A 16,217-nucleotide genomic window follows, 5' to 3' on the forward strand; every position below is an offset into this window, starting at 1 on the left:
GGCCCGCGAAGGGCTCGGATCAACCGGCTTCGGGACAGGGGAAGGGGCTCCATGGATCTGGCCGCCGGCGTCGGCCTGCGGGTACGGGAGCTGCGCGAGGCGCGGGGGATGTCCCTGTCCGAACTGGCGCGCAGGTCCAAGATCGGCAAGGGGACGATCTCCGAACTGGAGAGCGGCCGGCGCAACCCCACACTGGAAACGCTCTACGCCCTCACGGCGGCACTCAAGGTGCCTCTGAGCACCGCGCTGCGGGATCTCGCGCCTCCGGCCAGGATCTCCGGTCGCGTCGTCGAAGCCGTCCTCGTCGAGCGGTTCGAGGCCGACGCCTCCGTCACGGAGACCTACCGGGTTCGCCTCCGCTCCGGAGCGGCGCAGGAGTCCGCCGCCCATTCCCCGGGTACGACCGAGCACCTCATCGTCCTCACCGGCACGGCACGCGTCGGCCGCCTCACCGACCCCGTCCTGGTCGGCCCGGGCGCGCACGCCACCTGGCCCGCCGACGTCCCGCACCTGTACGAGGCACCCGCCGGAGACGTCGAGGCCCTGCTGGTCGTACGCCACCCGCAGCGAGGCGAGGAGACGGGGCTACGATGACAGCCCCCCGCCCAGCGGTCCGCCGACAGGCTCTCCCGAAGAGGCTCCGCATCCCGCTCGCCTCACCCTTCGATCCGCGCGACTCCTGACCGACTACGCCCACCAGGTCCTGCAACTCCCCCGAGTCCTGCTGGAGATCGAGGCCGACAACCACCCCAGCATCTCCGTCGCACGGGCCCTGGGCTTCCACCCCACCGACGATGAGCCCGAACAGGTGGAAGGGAAAGACCGAGCCCTCATCCTGCACACCTGGGCCCACGACGCCCCCACACCCGGGTGACACGGCACCCGGCTGTTCCGCGCGGCGCGCGCGAATCCGTTCACCATCGGGCCCGCAGCACCCCGTCGCCGTCCGGCAACGTGGCGCGGAGCAGCGGGGGTTCGTCGAGGGGGCGGGCGTAGGCGGCTCGGGCGGCGGTCAGTTGGGGGGCGAGTCGGTGGTAGTCGGTGTCGTCGACGATCGCGTGGCTGATCGTTCCGTCCCGGGTCTCCCAGAGGAACTCCACGGATTCCTCCTCGGGGAGTGCGGCGAGGACCGCGTCGATGTCAGGGGTCAGATCGGGCCAGACGGTGAGGAGGGCGCGGGGGCCGAGAGCGGCGCGCACTGTGTCGAGGTTCTCCGGTGTGAGGCGGTGCCGGCGTACGGCGTTGCGGACGTAGGTCTCCTCAAGGAGCAGCGTCCGCCGTGAGGCGAGCGCGGTGTGTACGCGCGTCCAGAAGTCGTCGTCGGCCGGCTCCGTGACCTCCGCTTCGTCGAACTCGGCCGCGTAGGGCGAGACCGTCAGCGGTTCCGGGAAGAGGCCGAGTTCCCGGGTACGGGCCACGGCGTCCGCGCAGGGCCGGTCGCTGCCCACGTACACGTACTGGTCCCACCCGACGTGCACGGTGAACGCGTCCCCGACCTCCAGCCGGCACCAGGCGCCCTGGTCGCGGAGCATGGCCCGGACCAGTTCCAGGGCGACCGGGAGGGAGACCTGGGCCCCGTCGTGGTAGCCGGTGAGGTCGGGCGGGAAGAGCCCGCCGAGGCCGTGCCCCTCGACGGGCGGCTCCGCACCGAAGTGGACGAAACCGGTGACCGAGGGCTCGCGGATCTCCAGCCGGTCGACGCCCGAGGCCCTCGCGAACGCGGCGACCGCCTCCAGGTACGCCGCTTCGACAGGCCCGTGGTCGCTGACCGTGTCCTGGTCGCCGGTGTAATGGCCGTGCTCATCGCGGTCGGCGGGGTCGTACTTGGTGATCCGGTGGACGAAAGACGGCGGCACACTGCTCCAAGGGCAGGGGGAAGGGGCGCCCTGCGTACCGGCCATCGCACTCAGGAGCCCAACTGTCACGCTCAGTTTCACACAGCGTGACTGAGCGCTTGAGCCGGCCCGTCTGGTCAGGGGCCGCTGTTCCCCTCGAAGTCGCCCAGGTTGATGAAGCTCACCCGGTGCTCCCAGGTGTCCCAGGTCACATGCTTCCGAGCGCCCCAGTAGTAGGTCTCGTAGCTCATGAGGTCGCCGTACGCCTCGTTCTCGCGCATCCGGTCAGGCCGGCCGAACACCGTCAGGAACTCCTCGTACGAGGTCAGGTGTGCGAAGTGGGACAGATGTGGGCCGCCGATCGCGAAGCCGACCACCGCTCCGGCGCGCACCTTGTAGTTGATCTCGTCAGTGCCGTAGAGGAATCCGTCCGACCGGACGACGTCGTCGATGACCTCGTCCAGTGTCAGTCTCCGCCCCTCGGCGTCGTAGTACTCGCTTTCGAGGTCGGTCCCACCGCGATACCGGGCGACGACGGAGGACAGGCCTTCCACGATGTGCTGCCGTGGAACGGCGGTGGCCGGCGCCCCCAGGGCGATGCCGTTCACCTCGACACCGGCGAGGTCGAGGTTCGGCCGGGACAGCAGGTCCAGGTTCTCGAGGATCTCGATCATCGTCGGAGTCTAGAGGGGTCAGGCCCGGTCGGTGTCGGCCCTCCAGCACGTCATTGCATAAAAGTGCAGCACTACGTATAGTCATGCCAATGAAGGAGGCTGACATGACAGTCCGCGTAGCTGTCGCCGGTGCCAGTGGGTATGCCGGGGGAGAGGTGCTGAGGCTGCTGCTCGGGCACCCGGCGGTCGAGGTCGGGGCCGTGACCGCGCACGGGAATGCCGGGCAGCGGCTGGGGGCGCTGCAGCCGCAGCTGGTGCCGCTCGCCGGGCGGGTGCTCGAAGAGACCAGCGCCGGGACCCTCGCCGGGCACGACGTCGTCTTTCTCGCGCTGCCCCACGGACAGTCCGCCGCCGTCGCCGAGCAGCTCGGTCCCGACGTGCTCGTGATCGACATGGGCGCGGACTTCCGGCTGAAGGACGCCGGGGACTGGGAGCGGTTCTACGGCAGCCCGCACGCCGGTACCTGGCCGTACGGCCTCCCCGAACTCCCGGGTGCCCGCGCCGCGTTGGAGGGGTCCAAGCGCGTCGCGGTGCCCGGTTGCTACCCGACCGCCGTCTCCCTCGCGCTCTTCCCGGCGTACACCGCCGGCCTCGCCGAGCCCGAGGCCGTGATCGTCGCCGCCTCCGGGACCTCCGGCGCGGGCAAGGCGCCCAAGGCGCATCTGCTCGGCAGCGAGGTCATGGGGTCCATGTCGCCGTACGGGGTGGGCGGCGGCCACCGGCACACCCCGGAGATGATCCAGAACCTGAGCGCGGCGGCGGGCGAGCGCGTCTCCGTCTCGTTCACACCCACCCTCGCGCCCATGCCCCGCGGCATCCTCGCCACGTGCAGCGCGAAGGCGCGCCCGGGTGTGGACGCCGAGGCGGTGCGCGCCGCCTACGAGAAGGCGTACGCCGACGAGCCGTTCGTCCACCTGCTCCCCGAGGGGCAGTGGCCCGCGACCGGCTCCGTCACCGGCTCCAACGCCGTCCAGATGCAGGTCGCGTACGACCCCGACGCCCACCGCGTCATCGCGATCAGCGCCATCGACAACCTGACCAAGGGCACCGCGGGCGGTGCCGTACAGAGCATGAACATCGCCCTCGGGCTCGACGAGACCACCGGGCTTTCCACGATCGGAGTCGCGCCTTGAGCGTCACAGCGGCCAAGGGATTCACCGCGGCGGGCATCGCCGCCGGGATCAAGGGCAACGGCAACCCCGACCTGGCCCTCGTGGTCAACACCGGCCCCCGCCGAGCCGCCGCCGGAGTCTTCACCGCCAACCGCGTGAAGGCCGCCCCGGTGCTCTGGTCCGAGCAGGTGATCAAGAGCGGCGAGGTCTCCGTCGTCGTCCTCAACTCCGGTGGCGCCAACGCCTGTACGGGTCCGAAGGGCTTCCAGGACACCCACGCCACCGCCGAGAAGGCCGCCGAGGTCCTCGGGCGCGGGGCGATCGAGGTCGCCGTCTGCTCCACCGGGCTCATCGGCGTGCACCTCCCGATGGACAAGCTGCTGCCCGGCATCGGGACGGCCGCCGCCGCCCTGAGCGAGCACGGCGGCGAGAAGGCCGCCATCGCCATCAAGACCACCGACACGCACCACAAGACGGCCGTGGTCAGCGGCGACGGCTGGACGGTCGGCGGCATGGCCAAGGGCGCCGGCATGCTCGCCCCCGGCCTCGCCACCATGCTCGTCGTCCTCACCACCGACGCCGACGTGGACACCGCGGGACTCGATGCGGCCCTGCGCGCCGCCACCAAGGTCACCTTCGACCGGGTCGACTCCGACGGCTGCATGTCCACCAACGACACCGTCCTGCTGCTCTCCTCCGGCGCCTCCGGGATCACGCCCGGCCAGGAGGAGTTCACCGAGGCCGTCCGCAAGGTCTGCGAGGACCTCGGCCGCCAGCTCATCGGCGACGCCGAGGGCGCCAGCAAGGACATCAAGGTCGAGGTGATCAACGCGGCCACCGAGGAGGACGCCGTCGAGGTCGGCCGCTCCATCGCCCGCAACAACCTCCTCAAGTGCGCCATCCACGGGGAGGACCCCAACTGGGGCCGCGTCCTGTCCGCCATCGGCACCACGAAGGCCGCCTTCGACCCCGACCTGCTCAACGTCGCCATCAACGACGTCTGGGTCTGCAAGAACGGCTCGGTCGGCGAGGACCGCGACCTGGTCGACATGCGCTACCGCGAGGTCCACATCGTCGCCGACCTCGCCGCGGGCACCGAGACCGCCACCATCTGGACCAACGACCTGACCGCGGACTACGTCCACGAGAACAGCGCGTACAGCTCATGAGCAGCCCGACGCGGAAGCACACCGCGCTCCCCAAGGCCCGCATCCTCGTGGAGGCGCTGCCCTGGCTCACCCGGCACCACGGCAAGACCGTCGTCATCAAGTTCGGCGGCAACGCCATGGTGGACGAGGAGCTGAAGGCCGCCTTCGCGCAGGACGTCGTCTTCCTGCGGCACGCCGGGCTCAGGCCGGTCGTCGTGCACGGCGGCGGCCCGCAGATCAGCGCCGCGCTCGACAAGCACGGCATCGTCAGCGAATTCAAGGCAGGGCTCAGGGTCACCACCGAGGAGGCCATGGACGTCGTACGGATGGTGCTCGCCGGGCAGGTCCAGCGCGAACTGGTCGGCCTGCTCAACGCGCACGGCCCGCTCGCCGTCGGCCTCACCGGCGAGGACGCCCACACCATCACCGCGACCCGCCACCAGCCCCGTATCGACGGCGAACTCGTGGACATCGGACGCGTCGGCGAGATCACCGACATCGACACCGGCGCCATCGAGGCCCTGCTCGCGGACGGCCGCATCCCGGTCGTCTCCTCCATCGCCCGCTCCGAGGACGACGGTCATGTCTACAACGTCAATGCTGATACGGCGGCTGCGGCACTCGCTGCTGCGCTGGGCGCCGAAACCCTCATGGTCCTCACCGACGTCGAGGGCCTCTACGAGGACTGGCCGCACTCCGACGAGGTGATCAGCCGCCTCACCGCCACCCAGCTGGAGAAACTGCTGCCCGAGCTCTCCTCGGGCATGGTGCCCAAGATGGAGGGCTGCCTGCACGCCGTACGCAACGGCGTGAACACCGCCCGCGTCATCGACGGCCGGGTCCAGCACTCGATCCTGCTGGAGATCTTCACGGACGAGGGCATCGGCACCATGGTCGTGCCCGACGACGAGCCGGACACCCCGGGGGAGTCATGAGCGACACGAGCACCGTCAACAACGCCGACCTGACCGCCCGTTGGCAGGGCGCCCTCATGAACAACTACGGCACCCCGCGCCTGCCCCTGGTGCGCGGCGCGGGCACCGCCGTGTGGGACGCCGACGGCAAGCGGTACCTCGACTTCGTCGGCGGCATCGCGGTCAACGCCCTCGGCCACGCCCACCCCGCGATCGTGGAGGCCGTCAGCACGCAGATCGCGTCCCTCGGGCATGTCTCCAACCTCTTCGTCGCCGAGCCGCCCGTCGCCCTCGCCGAGCGCCTGCTGCGCCTGTTCGGCCGGGACGGCAAGGTGTTCTTCTGCAACTCCGGCGCCGAGGCCAACGAGGCCGCCCTCAAGATCGGCCGGCTGACCGGACGCACCCACATGGTCGCGACCACCGGCGGCTTCCACGGCCGCACCATGGGCGCCCTCGCGCTGACCGGCCAGCCCGCCAAGCAGACGCCGTTCCTGCCGCTGCCCGGCGACGTCACCCACGTGCCCTACGGCGACGCCCGCGCGCTCGCCGACGCCGTCACCGACGACACCGCCATGGTCATCATCGAGCCGATCCAGGGGGAGAACGGCGTCGTGGTCCCCCCGCCCGGCTACCTCAAGGCCGCCCGCGCGATCACGGCCGCGACCGGCGCCCTGCTGGTCCTGGACGAGGTGCAGACCGGCGTCGGCCGCACCGGCGACTGGTTCGCCTACCAGGCCCACGACGGCGTACTCCCCGACATCGTCACCCTCGCCAAGGGCCTGGGCGGCGGACTCCCGCTCGGCGCCACCCTCGCCTTCGGCCGCGCCGCCGACCTGCTCCAGCCCGGCCAGCACGGCACCACCTTCGGCGGCAACCCGGTCGCCTGCGCCGCCGGACTCGCCGTCCTCGACACCATCGAGGCCGAGGGACTCCTCGCCAACACCAAGCGGCAGAGCGAGAACCTGCGCGCCGGAATCGAGGCGCTCGGCCACCCGCTGGTCGACCATGTACGGGGTGCGGGGCTCCTGCTGGGTATCGTGCTCACCGGACCGTACGCGGCGCAGGCGCAGGCGGCGGCCCAGGAAGCCGGGTTCCTGGTGAACGCGCCCGCCCCCGACGTCGTACGGCTCATGCCCCCGCTGAACCTGCGCGACGACGAGGCGGACGCCTTCCTCCAGGCGCTGCCCGGCATCCTCGACGCAAGCCGAGAGGACGGACGAGCCGGAGAATGAGACGACGATGAGTCAGGCGCAGGACCACGGACAGGCGGGGGGTGCCGGTCCCGCGGTGCCGCAGACCCGCACCGCCCGCCACCGCCGGATCGTGGACATCCTCAACCGGCAGCCGGTGCGCTCGCAGAGCCAGCTCGCCAAACTGCTCGCCGACGACGGGCTGAGCGTCACCCAGGCGACGCTCTCCCGCGACCTCGACGAGCTGAACGCAGTCAAGATCCGCAACACCGACGGCGACCTGATCTACGCGGTGCCCAGCGAGGGCGGCTTCCGCACCCCGCGCGCGCCGCTCGGGGAGTCCGCCAAGGAGGAGCGGATGCGGCGGCTGTCCCAGGAGCTGCTGATCTCCGCCGAGGCGTCCGCCAACCTCGTGGTCCTGCGCACCCCGCCCGGCGCCGCCCAGTTCCTCGCCTCGGCCATCGACCAGGCCGAACTGCACGACATCCTCGGCACCATCGCCGGCGACGACACCCTGCTGCTCATCAGCCGCAACCCCACCGGCGGCCAGGCACTCGCCGACCATCTGCTGCGGCTGGCCCAGAACGGCCAGTGACGAACCGGCACACGGCCAAGGACACACGGCCAAGGCCACACGGCGAAGGGGCGTACCGGAGTCTCACAACTCCCGTACGCCCCTTGCCCGGTGCGCCGCGTAGGCGCGATACGGCGGCAGGTCAGCCGAGCCGCGTCGCCAGCCCCCCGGTACAGCGCACCTCGTCCCCGGCCGTGATGAGTAAGCCCTCCACGTCCGGCAGCGACTCCAGCCAGGCGAGCCCCTCGCGCGAGCCCATCGCGAAGGCGGCCGTCGCCCAGCAGTCCGTCCAGGTCAGCCGGGGTCCCACCACCGTCACCGCGACCAGGTCGCTCACCGCCGACTTGCCGGTGCGCGGGTCCACGATGTGCGGGCCGCGCTCGGCCGTCCCCGAGGTCGCCACGGACAGCTCGTCCGTGCCGGCCGCCGAGATCACCGCCGCGAGCCCGCCCGGCCGCAACGGGTCGGCCACGCCCACCCGCCAGGGCCGCCCCGGCTCGGGCGCGCCGCACATCTGCACATCGCCGCCGCCGTTCACACTGACCCCGCGCACCCCGTCCACGGCCGCCAGCGCCAGGGCCGCCCGCTCGGCGGACCAGCCCTTGACGATCCCGGTCGGGTCGAGGGTGCCCCGGTAGCGCGGGCTGAACCAGCCCTCGCTGACCCGCTCCGCCTCGGCCGCGAGGTCCAGCACCTCGGCGACCTCCGGCGCGCACTGGTCCACCGTCAGCTCGCCCCGGGCCAGCCGGGAGACCTCGCTGTCCTCGCGGTAGGTGCTGAACACCGCGTCCACCCGGTGCAGGCCCGCGACCGCCTCGTCCAGCGCCGCGCGCACCGCGTCCGGCTCCCCGCCGCGCACGTCGAAGGAGAACACGGTCCCCATGACCTCCTCCGCGTGCCGCACCGCGGAGTCCCGCGCCCGCTCGGCCACCCGCTCAGCCACCGGCCTGGTCCAGCGCCGACTGGAGCGACTGCTTGTAGCCGGTGCTGGTGTAGGTGGCCCCGGACACCGAGTCGATGTCGGCGCTCCCGGCGGCCACGGCCTCCTGGTTGAGCTTGGGCACGGAGAGCGCGGTCTTCTGGTCGCTCGTGCCGCCCTTGGGCGCCTGGACCGCCTCGGCCTTGGTGATCTTCTTGCCGCTGACCGTGATCCGCACCTGGACGGCGCCGTACGCCGTCTGCACGGCCTTGCCGGTGACCGTACGGGGAGCGGCCGCCTCGGCCGAACCAGCGCCGCCTGAGCCTGAGTTGGAGCCGGAACCTGAGCCCGAACCGGGCTTGGACCCGGAGCCCGGAGCGGGCGCCGCCGCCTTCACCTTGTCCAGCGCCGACTGGAGCGACTTCTTGTACCCCGCGCTCGTGTACGTCGCCCCCGACACCGAGTCGATGTCCGCGCTCTGCGCCGCCACCGCCTCCTGGTTGAGCTTGGGCACCGAGAGCGCGGTCTTCTGGTCGCTGGTCCCGCCCTTCGGGGCCTGGACCGCCTCCGCCTTGGTGATCTTCCCGCCGCTGACGGTCAGCCGCACCTGCACGGGCCCGTACTGCGTCTGGGTCACGTCACCGGTCACCGTCCCCTGGGCGCCGGCCTGCTCGGCCCCGCCCTGCGGCGACTCCTGCGCGGCCGCCGTCTGCTGCGGGGCCGCGCCCGCCGCCGACGCCGAGGCCGGATCGGAGGCGGGCTTCAGCGACAGCAGCAGTACGACACCGGACACGGTCGCGGCGGTGGCCAGCACGACCCGCCGAATCGGGTGGCTCTTCCTCATGACTTCCTGGGCTCCAAGTCCTGTGCGAACGGTCTTCGGTGAGCGCCGCTCACATCTCGAACGACTCGTGGTGGATACGGCGGGCCGGCACCCCGGCGCCGCGCAGTGCCTCGTACACCGACTGCGCGAAACCGGGCGGGCCGCACATGAAGACGTCGTGCCGGTCGATGTCGGGGATCTTGCGCTGGAGGTTCTCCGCCGAGATGTCCGGGCGCCGCCCCTCCGGGCTGTTCACCGCGTACATCAGCCGGGCGCCGCGCTCCTCGGCGATGGTCGCCAGCTCGTCCCACAGGGCCAGGTCCTGCGTGGTGTTGGCCCGGTAGAGCAGCGTGATGTCACCGGCCGCCCCTGGCAGCGTCTCGAACAGCGCGCGCATCGGCGTGATGCCCACCCCGCCCGCGACCAGCAGCACCTTGCCCCGGCTGCGCCGCTGCGCGGTGAGCGCGCCGTACGGCCCCTCCGCCCACACCCGCGTGCCCGGCGTCAGCTCGCGCAGCCGTGCGCTGTGGTCGCCGATCGCCTTCACGGTGATCCGCAGCATCCCCGGGCGGGGTGCCGCCGACAGCGAGTACGGGTGCGAGCTGAACCGCATTCCGGGGGCCAGGAACCGCCAGCGGAAGAACTGGCCCGCCTGCGCGCCCATCCGGTGCAGCTTGCGGCCCGAGATCAGCACCGACACGATGCCCGGCGACTCCTCGATCACCGCCTCCACCCGCATCCGGTGCCGCAGGTTCAGCCGGATCGGCACGAAGATCCGGTACCAGAGCACCAGCGCGGTCACCGCGCCGTAGAGCACGTACCAGAAGGTCTTGGCCGTCGGCTCCACCGCGAAGTCGTTGCCGGTGGTGATCTGGTGCCAGAACGTCAGGAACACCGCCGCGTACGTCAGCAGGTGCACGTGGTACCAGGTGTCGTACGGCAGCCTGCGCCGCACCACACCGATGGACGACAGCCCGATCACCACGAACAGGCCGGTGCCGATGGCCGCCTTGCCCATGTCGGGCAGCTGGTTCACCGAGTCGATCGTCTGCTGGACGATGTCCCCGAGGGACTTGCCCGCCTGGAGCGCGTACCCCCACATGATGAGGAAGACATGCGCGAGGACCAGGCTCAGCGTGTAGCGGCCGCTCATCGCGTGCCAGCGGGCCACCCGGTCCGAGCCGACCCGCCGCTCCAGGGCGGGTACGCGCGCCATCTGGAGCACGACCAGCGCCATCAGGTATCCGGCGAGCAGCCCGGTGATCCGGCCCGCGTTCAGAATCCGGCCGGCGTTGTCCGCGATGGACGGCGTGTTGTGCCACCAGAGCCACAACACGGCCACCGCTCCGGCCCACACCGCCAGCAGCAGCGGAACGGCGGGGGAGCGGCGCGGCCGAATGCGGCGCATCGTCTGGCGGCGGGCGGCACGTCCGCCCGCAAGCGTGGTGGTCACGGTTCCTCCGTGGGGACTTGACCCTTGGCCCACAGATACGAGCGGTACGCGCGGAGTGTTCAGCGGTGTGCGGTGATGTCTCAGGCGGTCGTCGGCGGCAGCGGCAGGGGCAGCCCCGGCAGGCCGTCGATGCTCGTGGCGATGTGGTCCTTCTTGGCGAAGTACGCGCTCAGGGAGGTGTCGTCCTCGCGGGCGAAGCGCTTGGCGTGGAGTTCGCGGTCCGCTTCGTAGGCCATGAACGGGACGGCGTAGCCGCAGGAGTCGCGGATCAGGTCGGCGCGGACGACGATGACGGCCCGCAGGCCGTGCCGGGTGGGGTCGATGTCCGGGAACGCGGCGAGGAGCCCCGGGAAGCGGGGGTCGTCGCGGAGGACGGCCTCGCCGCGGCCGTGGACGCGGACGATGGTGGGCGGGCCCTGGAAGGCGCACCACATGAGGGTGATCCGGCCGTTCTCGCGCAGGTGGGCGATGGTCTCCGCGTGGGAGCCGGCGAAGTCGAGATAGGCCACCGTGAGCTCGTCCAGGACGGCGAAGGAGCCCTTGAGGCCCTTGGGGGAGAGGTTGACCGTGCCGTCGCCGGACAGGGGCGCGGTCGCGGTGAAGAAGAGGGGCTGGTCCTCGATGAATCTCCGCAGCCTGCCCTCGATGCGCTCATATGTCTTTCCCATGCCCGGTGCCTACCCGCGCGCTGCGATTGACGAATCATGCGGAGTTCTGCATACTCATGCATAACAGCGAATGCACGTGAGGAGAAACCCGTGACCGAGCGCGTCGTACTCGCCTACTCAGGCGGACTGGACACCTCCGTCGCCATCGGCTGGATCGCCGAGGAGACGGGCGCCGAGGTCATCGCCGTAGCGGTGGACGTCGGCCAGGGCGGCGAGGACCTGGACGTCATCCGCAAGCGCGCCCTCGCGTGCGGTGCGGTGGAGGCCGAAGTGGCCGACGCCAAGGACGAGTTCGCCGAGGAGTACTGCCTCCCGGCGATCAAGGCGAACGCCCTCTACATGGACCGGTACCCGCTGGTCTCGGCCCTCTCGCGGCCGACCATCGTCAAGCACCTCGTGGCCGCCGCGCAGAAGCACGGCGCCACCACGGTCGCCCACGGCTGCACCGGCAAGGGCAACGACCAGGTCCGCTTCGAGGCCGGCATCGTCGCCCTCGCCCCCGACCTGAAGTGCATCGCCCCGGTCCGTGACTACGCGATGACCCGCGACAAGGCGATCGCCTTCTGCGAGGCGAAGAACCTCCCGATCGCGACCACCAAGAAGTCCCCGTACTCCATCGACCAGAACGTCTTCGGACGCGCCGTCGAGACGGGCTTCCTGGAGGACATCTGGAACGCGCCGATCGAGGACATCTACGAGTACACCTCCAACCCGGCCGAGCCCCGCGAGGCCGACGAGGTCGTCATCACCTTCGAGCGCGGCGTCCCGGTCGCCATCGACGGCCGTCCCGTCACCGTCCTCCAGGCCATCCAGCAGCTCAACGAGCGCGCCGGCGCCCAGGGCATCGGCCGGATCGACATGGTGGAGGACCGTCTCGTCGGCATCAAGTCCCGCGAGGTGTACGAGGCTCCGGGCGCCATCGCCCTGATCACCGCCCACCAGGAGCTGGAGAACGTCACCGTCGAGCGCGAACTCGCCCGCTACAAGCGGCAGGTGGAGCAGCGCTGGGGCGAACTGGTCTACGACGGCCAGTGGTTCTCGCCGCTCAAGCGTGCCCTCGACGGCTTCATCTCCGAGGCCAACGAGCACGTCTCCGGCGACATCCGCATGACCCTGCACGGCGGCCGCGCCGTCGTCACCGGCCGCCGGTCGCAGTCGTCGCTGTACGACTTCAACCTCGCCACCTACGACACCGGCGACTCCTTCGACCAGGCCGCGGCCAAGGGCTTCATCGACATCTACAGCCTGTCGTCGAAGATCGCCGCCAAGCGGGACCTGGCGTAACGGGACCTCGCGCAAGCAGCGTCGTTTGACAGTCAGCAGAGGGACAGCCGCCTCCTCACCTGCAAGGGTGGGGAGGCGGTGGCACATCACGAGCTTGAGGAGCAACGCAGTGAGCAGCAACAGCGGTGACGTACGGCTCTGGGGCGGCCGTTTCGCCGACGGTCCCGCCGAGGCCCTGGCGAAGCTGTCCGCGTCCGTCCACTTCGACTGGCGGCTCGCCCCCTACGACATCGCCGGGTCCCGCGCCCACGCGCGCGTGCTGCACACGGCGGGCCTGCTCACCGAGGACGAGCTGACGCGGATGCTCGCGGGGCTCGACCAGCTGGAAGCGGACGTTGCCGACGGCTCCTTCGTGGGCACCATCGCCGACGAGGACGTGCACACCGCGCTGGAGCGCGGCCTCCTCGAACGCCTCGGTCCCGACCTCGGCGGCAAGCTGCGCGCCGGGCGCTCGCGGAACGACCAGGTCGCGACCCTCTTCCGGATGTATCTGCGCGACCACGCCCGGATCATCGGCGGTCTGATCGCGGACCTCCAGGACGCCCTGATCGGCCTGGCCGAGGCCCACCCGGACGTGGCCATGCCCGGCCGCACCCACCTCCAGCACGCCCAGCCGGTGCTCTTCGCCCACCATGTGCTGGCCCATGTGCAGTCCCTGTCCCGGGACGCCGAGCGGCTGCGCCAGTGGGACGCGCGCACGGCCGTCTCGCCGTACGGCTCCGGCGCGCTCGCCGGGTCCTCCCTGGGGCTGGACCCGGAGGCGGTCGCCCGCGACCTCGGCTTCGAGAACGGCAGTGTGGGCAACTCGATCGACGGCACGGCCTCGCGGGACTTCGTCGCGGAGTTCGCCTTCATCACCGCGATGATCGGGGTGAACCTCTCCCGGATCGCCGAGGAGATCATCATCTGGAACACGAAGGAGTTCTCCTTCGTCACCCTGCACGACGCCTTCTCCACCGGCTCCTCGATCATGCCGCAGAAGAAGAACCCGGACATCGCGGAGCTGGCCCGGGGCAAGTCCGGCCGTCTGATCGGCAACCTGACCGGGCTGCTGGCCACCCTCAAGGCCCTCCCGCTCGCCTACAACCGCGACCTCCAGGAGGACAAGGAGCCGGTCTTCGACTCCTGCGACCAGCTGGAGGTCCTGCTCCCCGCCTTCACCGGCATGATCGCCACCCTCACCGTCCACCGCGAGCGCCTGGAGGAACTGGCCCCGGCCGGCTTCTCCCTCGCCACCGACATCGCGGAATGGCTGGTCAAGCAGGGCGTGCCGTTCCGCGTGGCGCACGAGGTGGCGGGCGAGTGCGTCAAGGCCGCCGAGGCCGAGGGCAAGGAACTGGACGACCTCACCGACGAACAGTTCGCCAAGATCTCCGCCCACCTCACCCCGGAGGTCCGCACGGTCCTGAACGTCCCGGGCGCCCTGGCGTCCCGCAACGGCCGGGGCGGCACGGCACCGAGCGCGGTGGCGGTCCAGCTCGCGGAGGTCAAGGCGGACCTCGCGGTGCAGCAGGCATGGGCCGGGGCGGCCACCCGGCGGTGACCACGGCCCCGCGGCAGGCGTGTGAACCCCTGCCTCCCCGGGCAGACAGCGGGGCAGGGGAGCGCAGGGGGTCACCATGCAGGACGGCGCGTCCGGGATCACCCGGCTGCTGAGCAGATTCCGCGTCGTGCTGGCGCTCTGCGTGCTCCTCGTCGGCCTGATCCTGGCCACGCTCTCCAACGGCCGGGACGGCTTCTGGTGGGCCGTGCTCAACGAACTCGCCCTCTTCGCGGCGGCCGCCGTCGCCGTGCCCTTCTACTACGACCTGTTCCTGCGGGACGCCGAGCGGCACCGGTTCCTGACGGAGATGACCGAGGTCCTCGACGCCCGGCTGTCCCCGTCCGCCGACGGCGAGCGCGGACTGACCGTCCACGCCGGGGGCCGGCCCTCGCCGGCGGAGAAGGCCCGGTTCATCGCCGGGGCGCAGCGGGAGATCATCGAAGTCGGCGTCGCGCTGCGCAGCCTGGCGAGCCTGTACGTCTCCCGCCCCGAACAGGACTTCACCGCCCCGGTGCGCCGGCTGCTGGCCCAGGGCGTGCACATCACGTACATCGTGGCGGATCCCGCGACAGCGGTGTTCACCGCGTACGCGGAGAGCGTCGGCGACCCCGGCATGCCGGGCAGAGCCGCCGAATCGGCCCGTCAACTGCTCCGCGTGGCACAGGACTTCGCGGCCGAGGGGCATCCCGGGCGCATGGCGGTGTACCTCACCCGGCAGCTCCCCACCAGCTATGTCTCCCTCGTCGACCCCGACTCCGAGACGGGTATCTGCCGCGTCTCCCCCTATCTGCCGGGCGTCCGGCGCGCCGACATGCCCGTCCTGGACATCGCCCGCTCGGCCCAGCCCGAGCTGTTCGAGCGCTACGTGACGTACGCGCGGCGCACTCTGGCCGAGAGCGTGGTGCTGGACCCGGTCCAGCCGGACGCGGTCTGACCACCGGTCACGGCGACTCCGGCCGTGGAGTGTGCGTGGGCCGACCGGGATGCGTCGGCGTCGGCCGGGTTACGTTGGCCGTCGAGCCGTACCGGACCGACCGAACGGAGCCCGAGATGCCCTTCGCCCGCCTCGCAGCCGCGACGACCCCGACCCGCCGCATCGGCCTCGGACTCGCCGCGGTGGGCCGCCCCGGCTACATCAACCTGGGCCGGGCCGAAGACCTCGGAGAGGACCGCAGTGTGGAGGCGCTGCGAGCCCGTACGCACGAACTCCTCGACGCCGCCTACGCGCAGGGTGTCCGTTACTTCGACGCCGCCCGCTCCTACGGCCGCGCGGAGGAGTTCCTGGCGGAGTGGCTCAGCGCACGCGACGACGTGGAGGACGTGGTCGTCGGCAGCAAGTGGGGGTACACCTACACCGCCGGCTGGTCCACCGAAGCCGAGCGGCACGAGGTCAAGGACCACTCGCCGGCCACCTACGACCGCCAGCGCGTGGAGACGGACGCCCTGCTGGGCGACCGGCTCGACCTGTACCAGATCCACTCCCTCACCCCCGACAGCCCGGCCCTCGCCGACCGCGCCCTGCACGAGAGGCTCGCGGAGGCGGCGGCCGGCGGTCTCACCGTCGGCTTCTCCACGAGCGGCCCCGCGCAGGCCGACGCCATCCGGGCCGCGCTCCGAGTGGAAGTGGACGGCGCGCGCCTCTTCCGTACCGTGCAGTCGACGTACAACGCCCTGGAGACCTCGGCGGGAGCCGCCCTCGCGGAGGCGCACGACGCCGGGCTGACCGTGATCGTCAAGGAGGGCATGGCCAACGGCAGGCTCGCCGGGGCCGCCGCGCCCGCGCCCCTGCGCGAGGTGGCCGGGGAGACCGGTCTCGGGGCCGACGCCGTCGCCCTCGCCCTGATCCTGTGCCGCCCCTGGGCCGACGTGGTGCTCTCCGGCGCCGCGACGGTCACCCAGCTCACCTCCAACCTGCACGCGGCCGCCGTCGACCTGGACGAGGAGCAGCTCGCCCGGCTCGCGGCCCTGGCGGAGGACCCGCGCGCGTACTGGGAGCGGCGCGGACAGCTGCCCTGGCACTGACGGCCACGCCGGACCCGGCCTGAGTCACGCATGCCCATGGTGAGACACCAGTGTCTCA

The 16,217-nt window shown here is 71.5% G+C and carries 16 protein-coding genes; 10 read left to right on the forward strand and 6 right to left on the reverse strand.

The features are described 5' to 3' along the window. Positions 1-51 precede the first annotated feature (51 nt). Positions 52-594 (forward strand): XRE family transcriptional regulator, encoded by a 543-nt coding sequence (locus AB0898_RS05345; protein WP_366801482.1) that lies wholly within the window; start codon positions 52-54, stop codon positions 592-594. A gap of 320 nt (positions 595-914) precedes the next feature. Here AB0898_RS05345 and AB0898_RS05350 read toward each other — a convergent pair whose 3' ends face one another. Further along, positions 915-1,856 carry an RNA-binding protein gene (locus AB0898_RS05350; RefSeq protein WP_366801483.1) on the reverse strand — a complete coding sequence of 314 codons (942 nt, stop codon included), beginning with the start codon at positions 1,854-1,856 and terminating at the stop codon, positions 915-917. Positions 1,857-1,972: 116 nt separating this feature from the next. After that, the gene (locus tag AB0898_RS05355; RefSeq protein ID WP_366801484.1) at positions 1,973-2,509 is read right to left on the reverse strand and encodes a hypothetical protein; all 537 of its coding nucleotides are present in this window, start codon (positions 2,507-2,509) and stop codon (positions 1,973-1,975) included. 104 nt (positions 2,510-2,613) lie between these two features. Here AB0898_RS05355 and argC point away from each other — a divergent pair, with 104 nt between their 5' ends. From argC to AB0898_RS05380, 5 genes are read left to right on the forward strand one after another with little or no spacing between them, the layout of a single operon-like run. After that, positions 2,614-3,642 carry an N-acetyl-gamma-glutamyl-phosphate reductase gene (gene argC / locus AB0898_RS05360; RefSeq protein WP_366801485.1) on the forward strand — a complete coding sequence of 343 codons (1,029 nt, stop codon included), beginning with the start codon at positions 2,614-2,616 and terminating at the stop codon, positions 3,640-3,642. Then, positions 3,639-4,790, forward strand: a complete 1,152-nt coding sequence (gene argJ, locus AB0898_RS05365) for a bifunctional glutamate N-acetyltransferase/amino-acid acetyltransferase ArgJ (protein ID WP_366801487.1) — start codon at positions 3,639-3,641, stop codon at positions 4,788-4,790. The genes argC and argJ overlap by 4 nt, the downstream gene beginning before the upstream one ends. Further along, entirely contained in the window at positions 4,787-5,704 is a 918-nt protein-coding gene (gene argB / locus AB0898_RS05370) for an acetylglutamate kinase (protein WP_366801489.1), read from the forward strand. The genes argJ and argB overlap by 4 nt, the downstream gene beginning before the upstream one ends. Further along, positions 5,701-6,915: an acetylornithine transaminase gene (locus AB0898_RS05375; RefSeq protein WP_366801490.1), complete on the forward strand. Its 1,215-nt coding sequence runs from the start codon at positions 5,701-5,703 to the stop codon at positions 6,913-6,915. Before argB ends, AB0898_RS05375 begins: the two co-directional genes overlap by 4 nt. Positions 6,916-6,922: 7 nt before the next feature. Beyond that, positions 6,923-7,468 (forward strand): arginine repressor, encoded by a 546-nt coding sequence (locus AB0898_RS05380; protein WP_366801491.1) that lies wholly within the window; start codon positions 6,923-6,925, stop codon positions 7,466-7,468. A gap of 121 nt (positions 7,469-7,589) precedes the next feature. Here AB0898_RS05380 and AB0898_RS05385 read toward each other — a convergent pair whose 3' ends face one another. From AB0898_RS05385 to AB0898_RS05400, 4 genes are all read right to left on the reverse strand, one after another. Next, a complete protein-coding gene (locus AB0898_RS05385; RefSeq protein ID WP_366801672.1) occupies positions 7,590-8,330 on the reverse strand; it encodes an FAD:protein FMN transferase in 741 nt (246 codons plus the stop codon). 52 nt (positions 8,331-8,382) lie between these two features. Continuing rightward, positions 8,383-9,210 (reverse strand): FMN-binding protein, encoded by an 828-nt coding sequence (locus tag AB0898_RS05390; RefSeq protein ID WP_366801492.1) that lies wholly within the window; start codon positions 9,208-9,210, stop codon positions 8,383-8,385. Positions 9,211-9,259: 49 nt separating this feature from the next. Beyond that, positions 9,260-10,642 carry a ferredoxin reductase family protein gene (locus AB0898_RS05395; RefSeq protein ID WP_366801493.1) on the reverse strand — a complete coding sequence of 461 codons (1,383 nt, stop codon included), beginning with the start codon at positions 10,640-10,642 and terminating at the stop codon, positions 9,260-9,262. 80 nt (positions 10,643-10,722) lie between these two features. Beyond that, complete coding sequence (locus AB0898_RS05400; protein WP_366801494.1) at positions 10,723-11,310, reverse strand: pyridoxamine 5'-phosphate oxidase family protein; 588 nt, start codon at positions 11,308-11,310, stop codon at positions 10,723-10,725. 90 nt (positions 11,311-11,400) lie between these two features. On the opposite strand from AB0898_RS05400, the gene AB0898_RS05405 reads away from it, so the two are divergent. From AB0898_RS05405 to AB0898_RS05420, 4 genes are all read left to right on the forward strand, one after another. Beyond that, positions 11,401-12,594, forward strand: coding sequence for an argininosuccinate synthase (locus tag AB0898_RS05405; protein ID WP_366801495.1), 1,194 nt, complete (start codon positions 11,401-11,403; stop codon positions 12,592-12,594). 109 nt (positions 12,595-12,703) lie between these two features. Beyond that, on the forward strand, positions 12,704-14,137 hold the full coding sequence (gene argH / locus AB0898_RS05410) for an argininosuccinate lyase (protein ID WP_366801496.1): 1,434 nt from the start codon (positions 12,704-12,706) through the stop codon (positions 14,135-14,137). A 76-nt stretch (positions 14,138-14,213) separates the two neighbouring features. After that, positions 14,214-15,071, forward strand: a complete 858-nt coding sequence (locus AB0898_RS05415; RefSeq protein WP_366801497.1) for a hypothetical protein — start codon at positions 14,214-14,216, stop codon at positions 15,069-15,071. 116 nt (positions 15,072-15,187) lie between these two features. Continuing rightward, positions 15,188-16,159, forward strand: a complete 972-nt coding sequence (locus AB0898_RS05420; RefSeq protein WP_366801498.1) for an aldo/keto reductase — start codon at positions 15,188-15,190, stop codon at positions 16,157-16,159. Positions 16,160-16,217: the final 58 nt, after the last annotated feature.

The organism is Streptomyces sp. NPDC005435 (assembly GCF_040703155.1).
In the GTDB taxonomy this organism is placed as follows: Bacteria; Actinomycetota; Actinomycetes; order Streptomycetales; family Streptomycetaceae; genus Streptomyces.

Bases quoted from the DNA above. Each gene is read 5' to 3' on its own strand.
- AB0898_RS05345 (WP_366801482.1), top strand. From the start codon at position 52: ATGGATCTGGCCGCCGGCGTCGGCCTGCGGGTACGGGAGCTGCGCGAG.
- AB0898_RS05355 (WP_366801484.1), bottom strand. From the start codon at position 2,509: ATGATCGAGATCCTCGAGAACCTGGACCTGCTGTCCCGGCCGAACCTC.
- argC (WP_366801485.1), top strand. From the start codon at position 2,614: ATGACAGTCCGCGTAGCTGTCGCCGGTGCCAGTGGGTATGCCGGGGGA.
- argB (WP_366801489.1), top strand. From the start codon at position 4,787: ATGAGCAGCCCGACGCGGAAGCACACCGCGCTCCCCAAGGCCCGCATC.
- AB0898_RS05375 (WP_366801490.1), top strand. From the start codon at position 5,701: ATGAGCGACACGAGCACCGTCAACAACGCCGACCTGACCGCCCGTTGG.
- AB0898_RS05380 (WP_366801491.1), top strand. From the start codon at position 6,923: ATGAGTCAGGCGCAGGACCACGGACAGGCGGGGGGTGCCGGTCCCGCG.
- AB0898_RS05385 (WP_366801672.1), bottom strand. From the start codon at position 8,330: ATGGGGACCGTGTTCTCCTTCGACGTGCGCGGCGGGGAGCCGGACGCG.
- AB0898_RS05390 (WP_366801492.1), bottom strand. From the start codon at position 9,210: ATGAGGAAGAGCCACCCGATTCGGCGGGTCGTGCTGGCCACCGCCGCG.
- AB0898_RS05400 (WP_366801494.1), bottom strand. From the start codon at position 11,310: ATGGGAAAGACATATGAGCGCATCGAGGGCAGGCTGCGGAGATTCATC.
- AB0898_RS05415 (WP_366801497.1), top strand. From the start codon at position 14,214: ATGCAGGACGGCGCGTCCGGGATCACCCGGCTGCTGAGCAGATTCCGC.
- AB0898_RS05420 (WP_366801498.1), top strand. From the start codon at position 15,188: ATGCCCTTCGCCCGCCTCGCAGCCGCGACGACCCCGACCCGCCGCATC.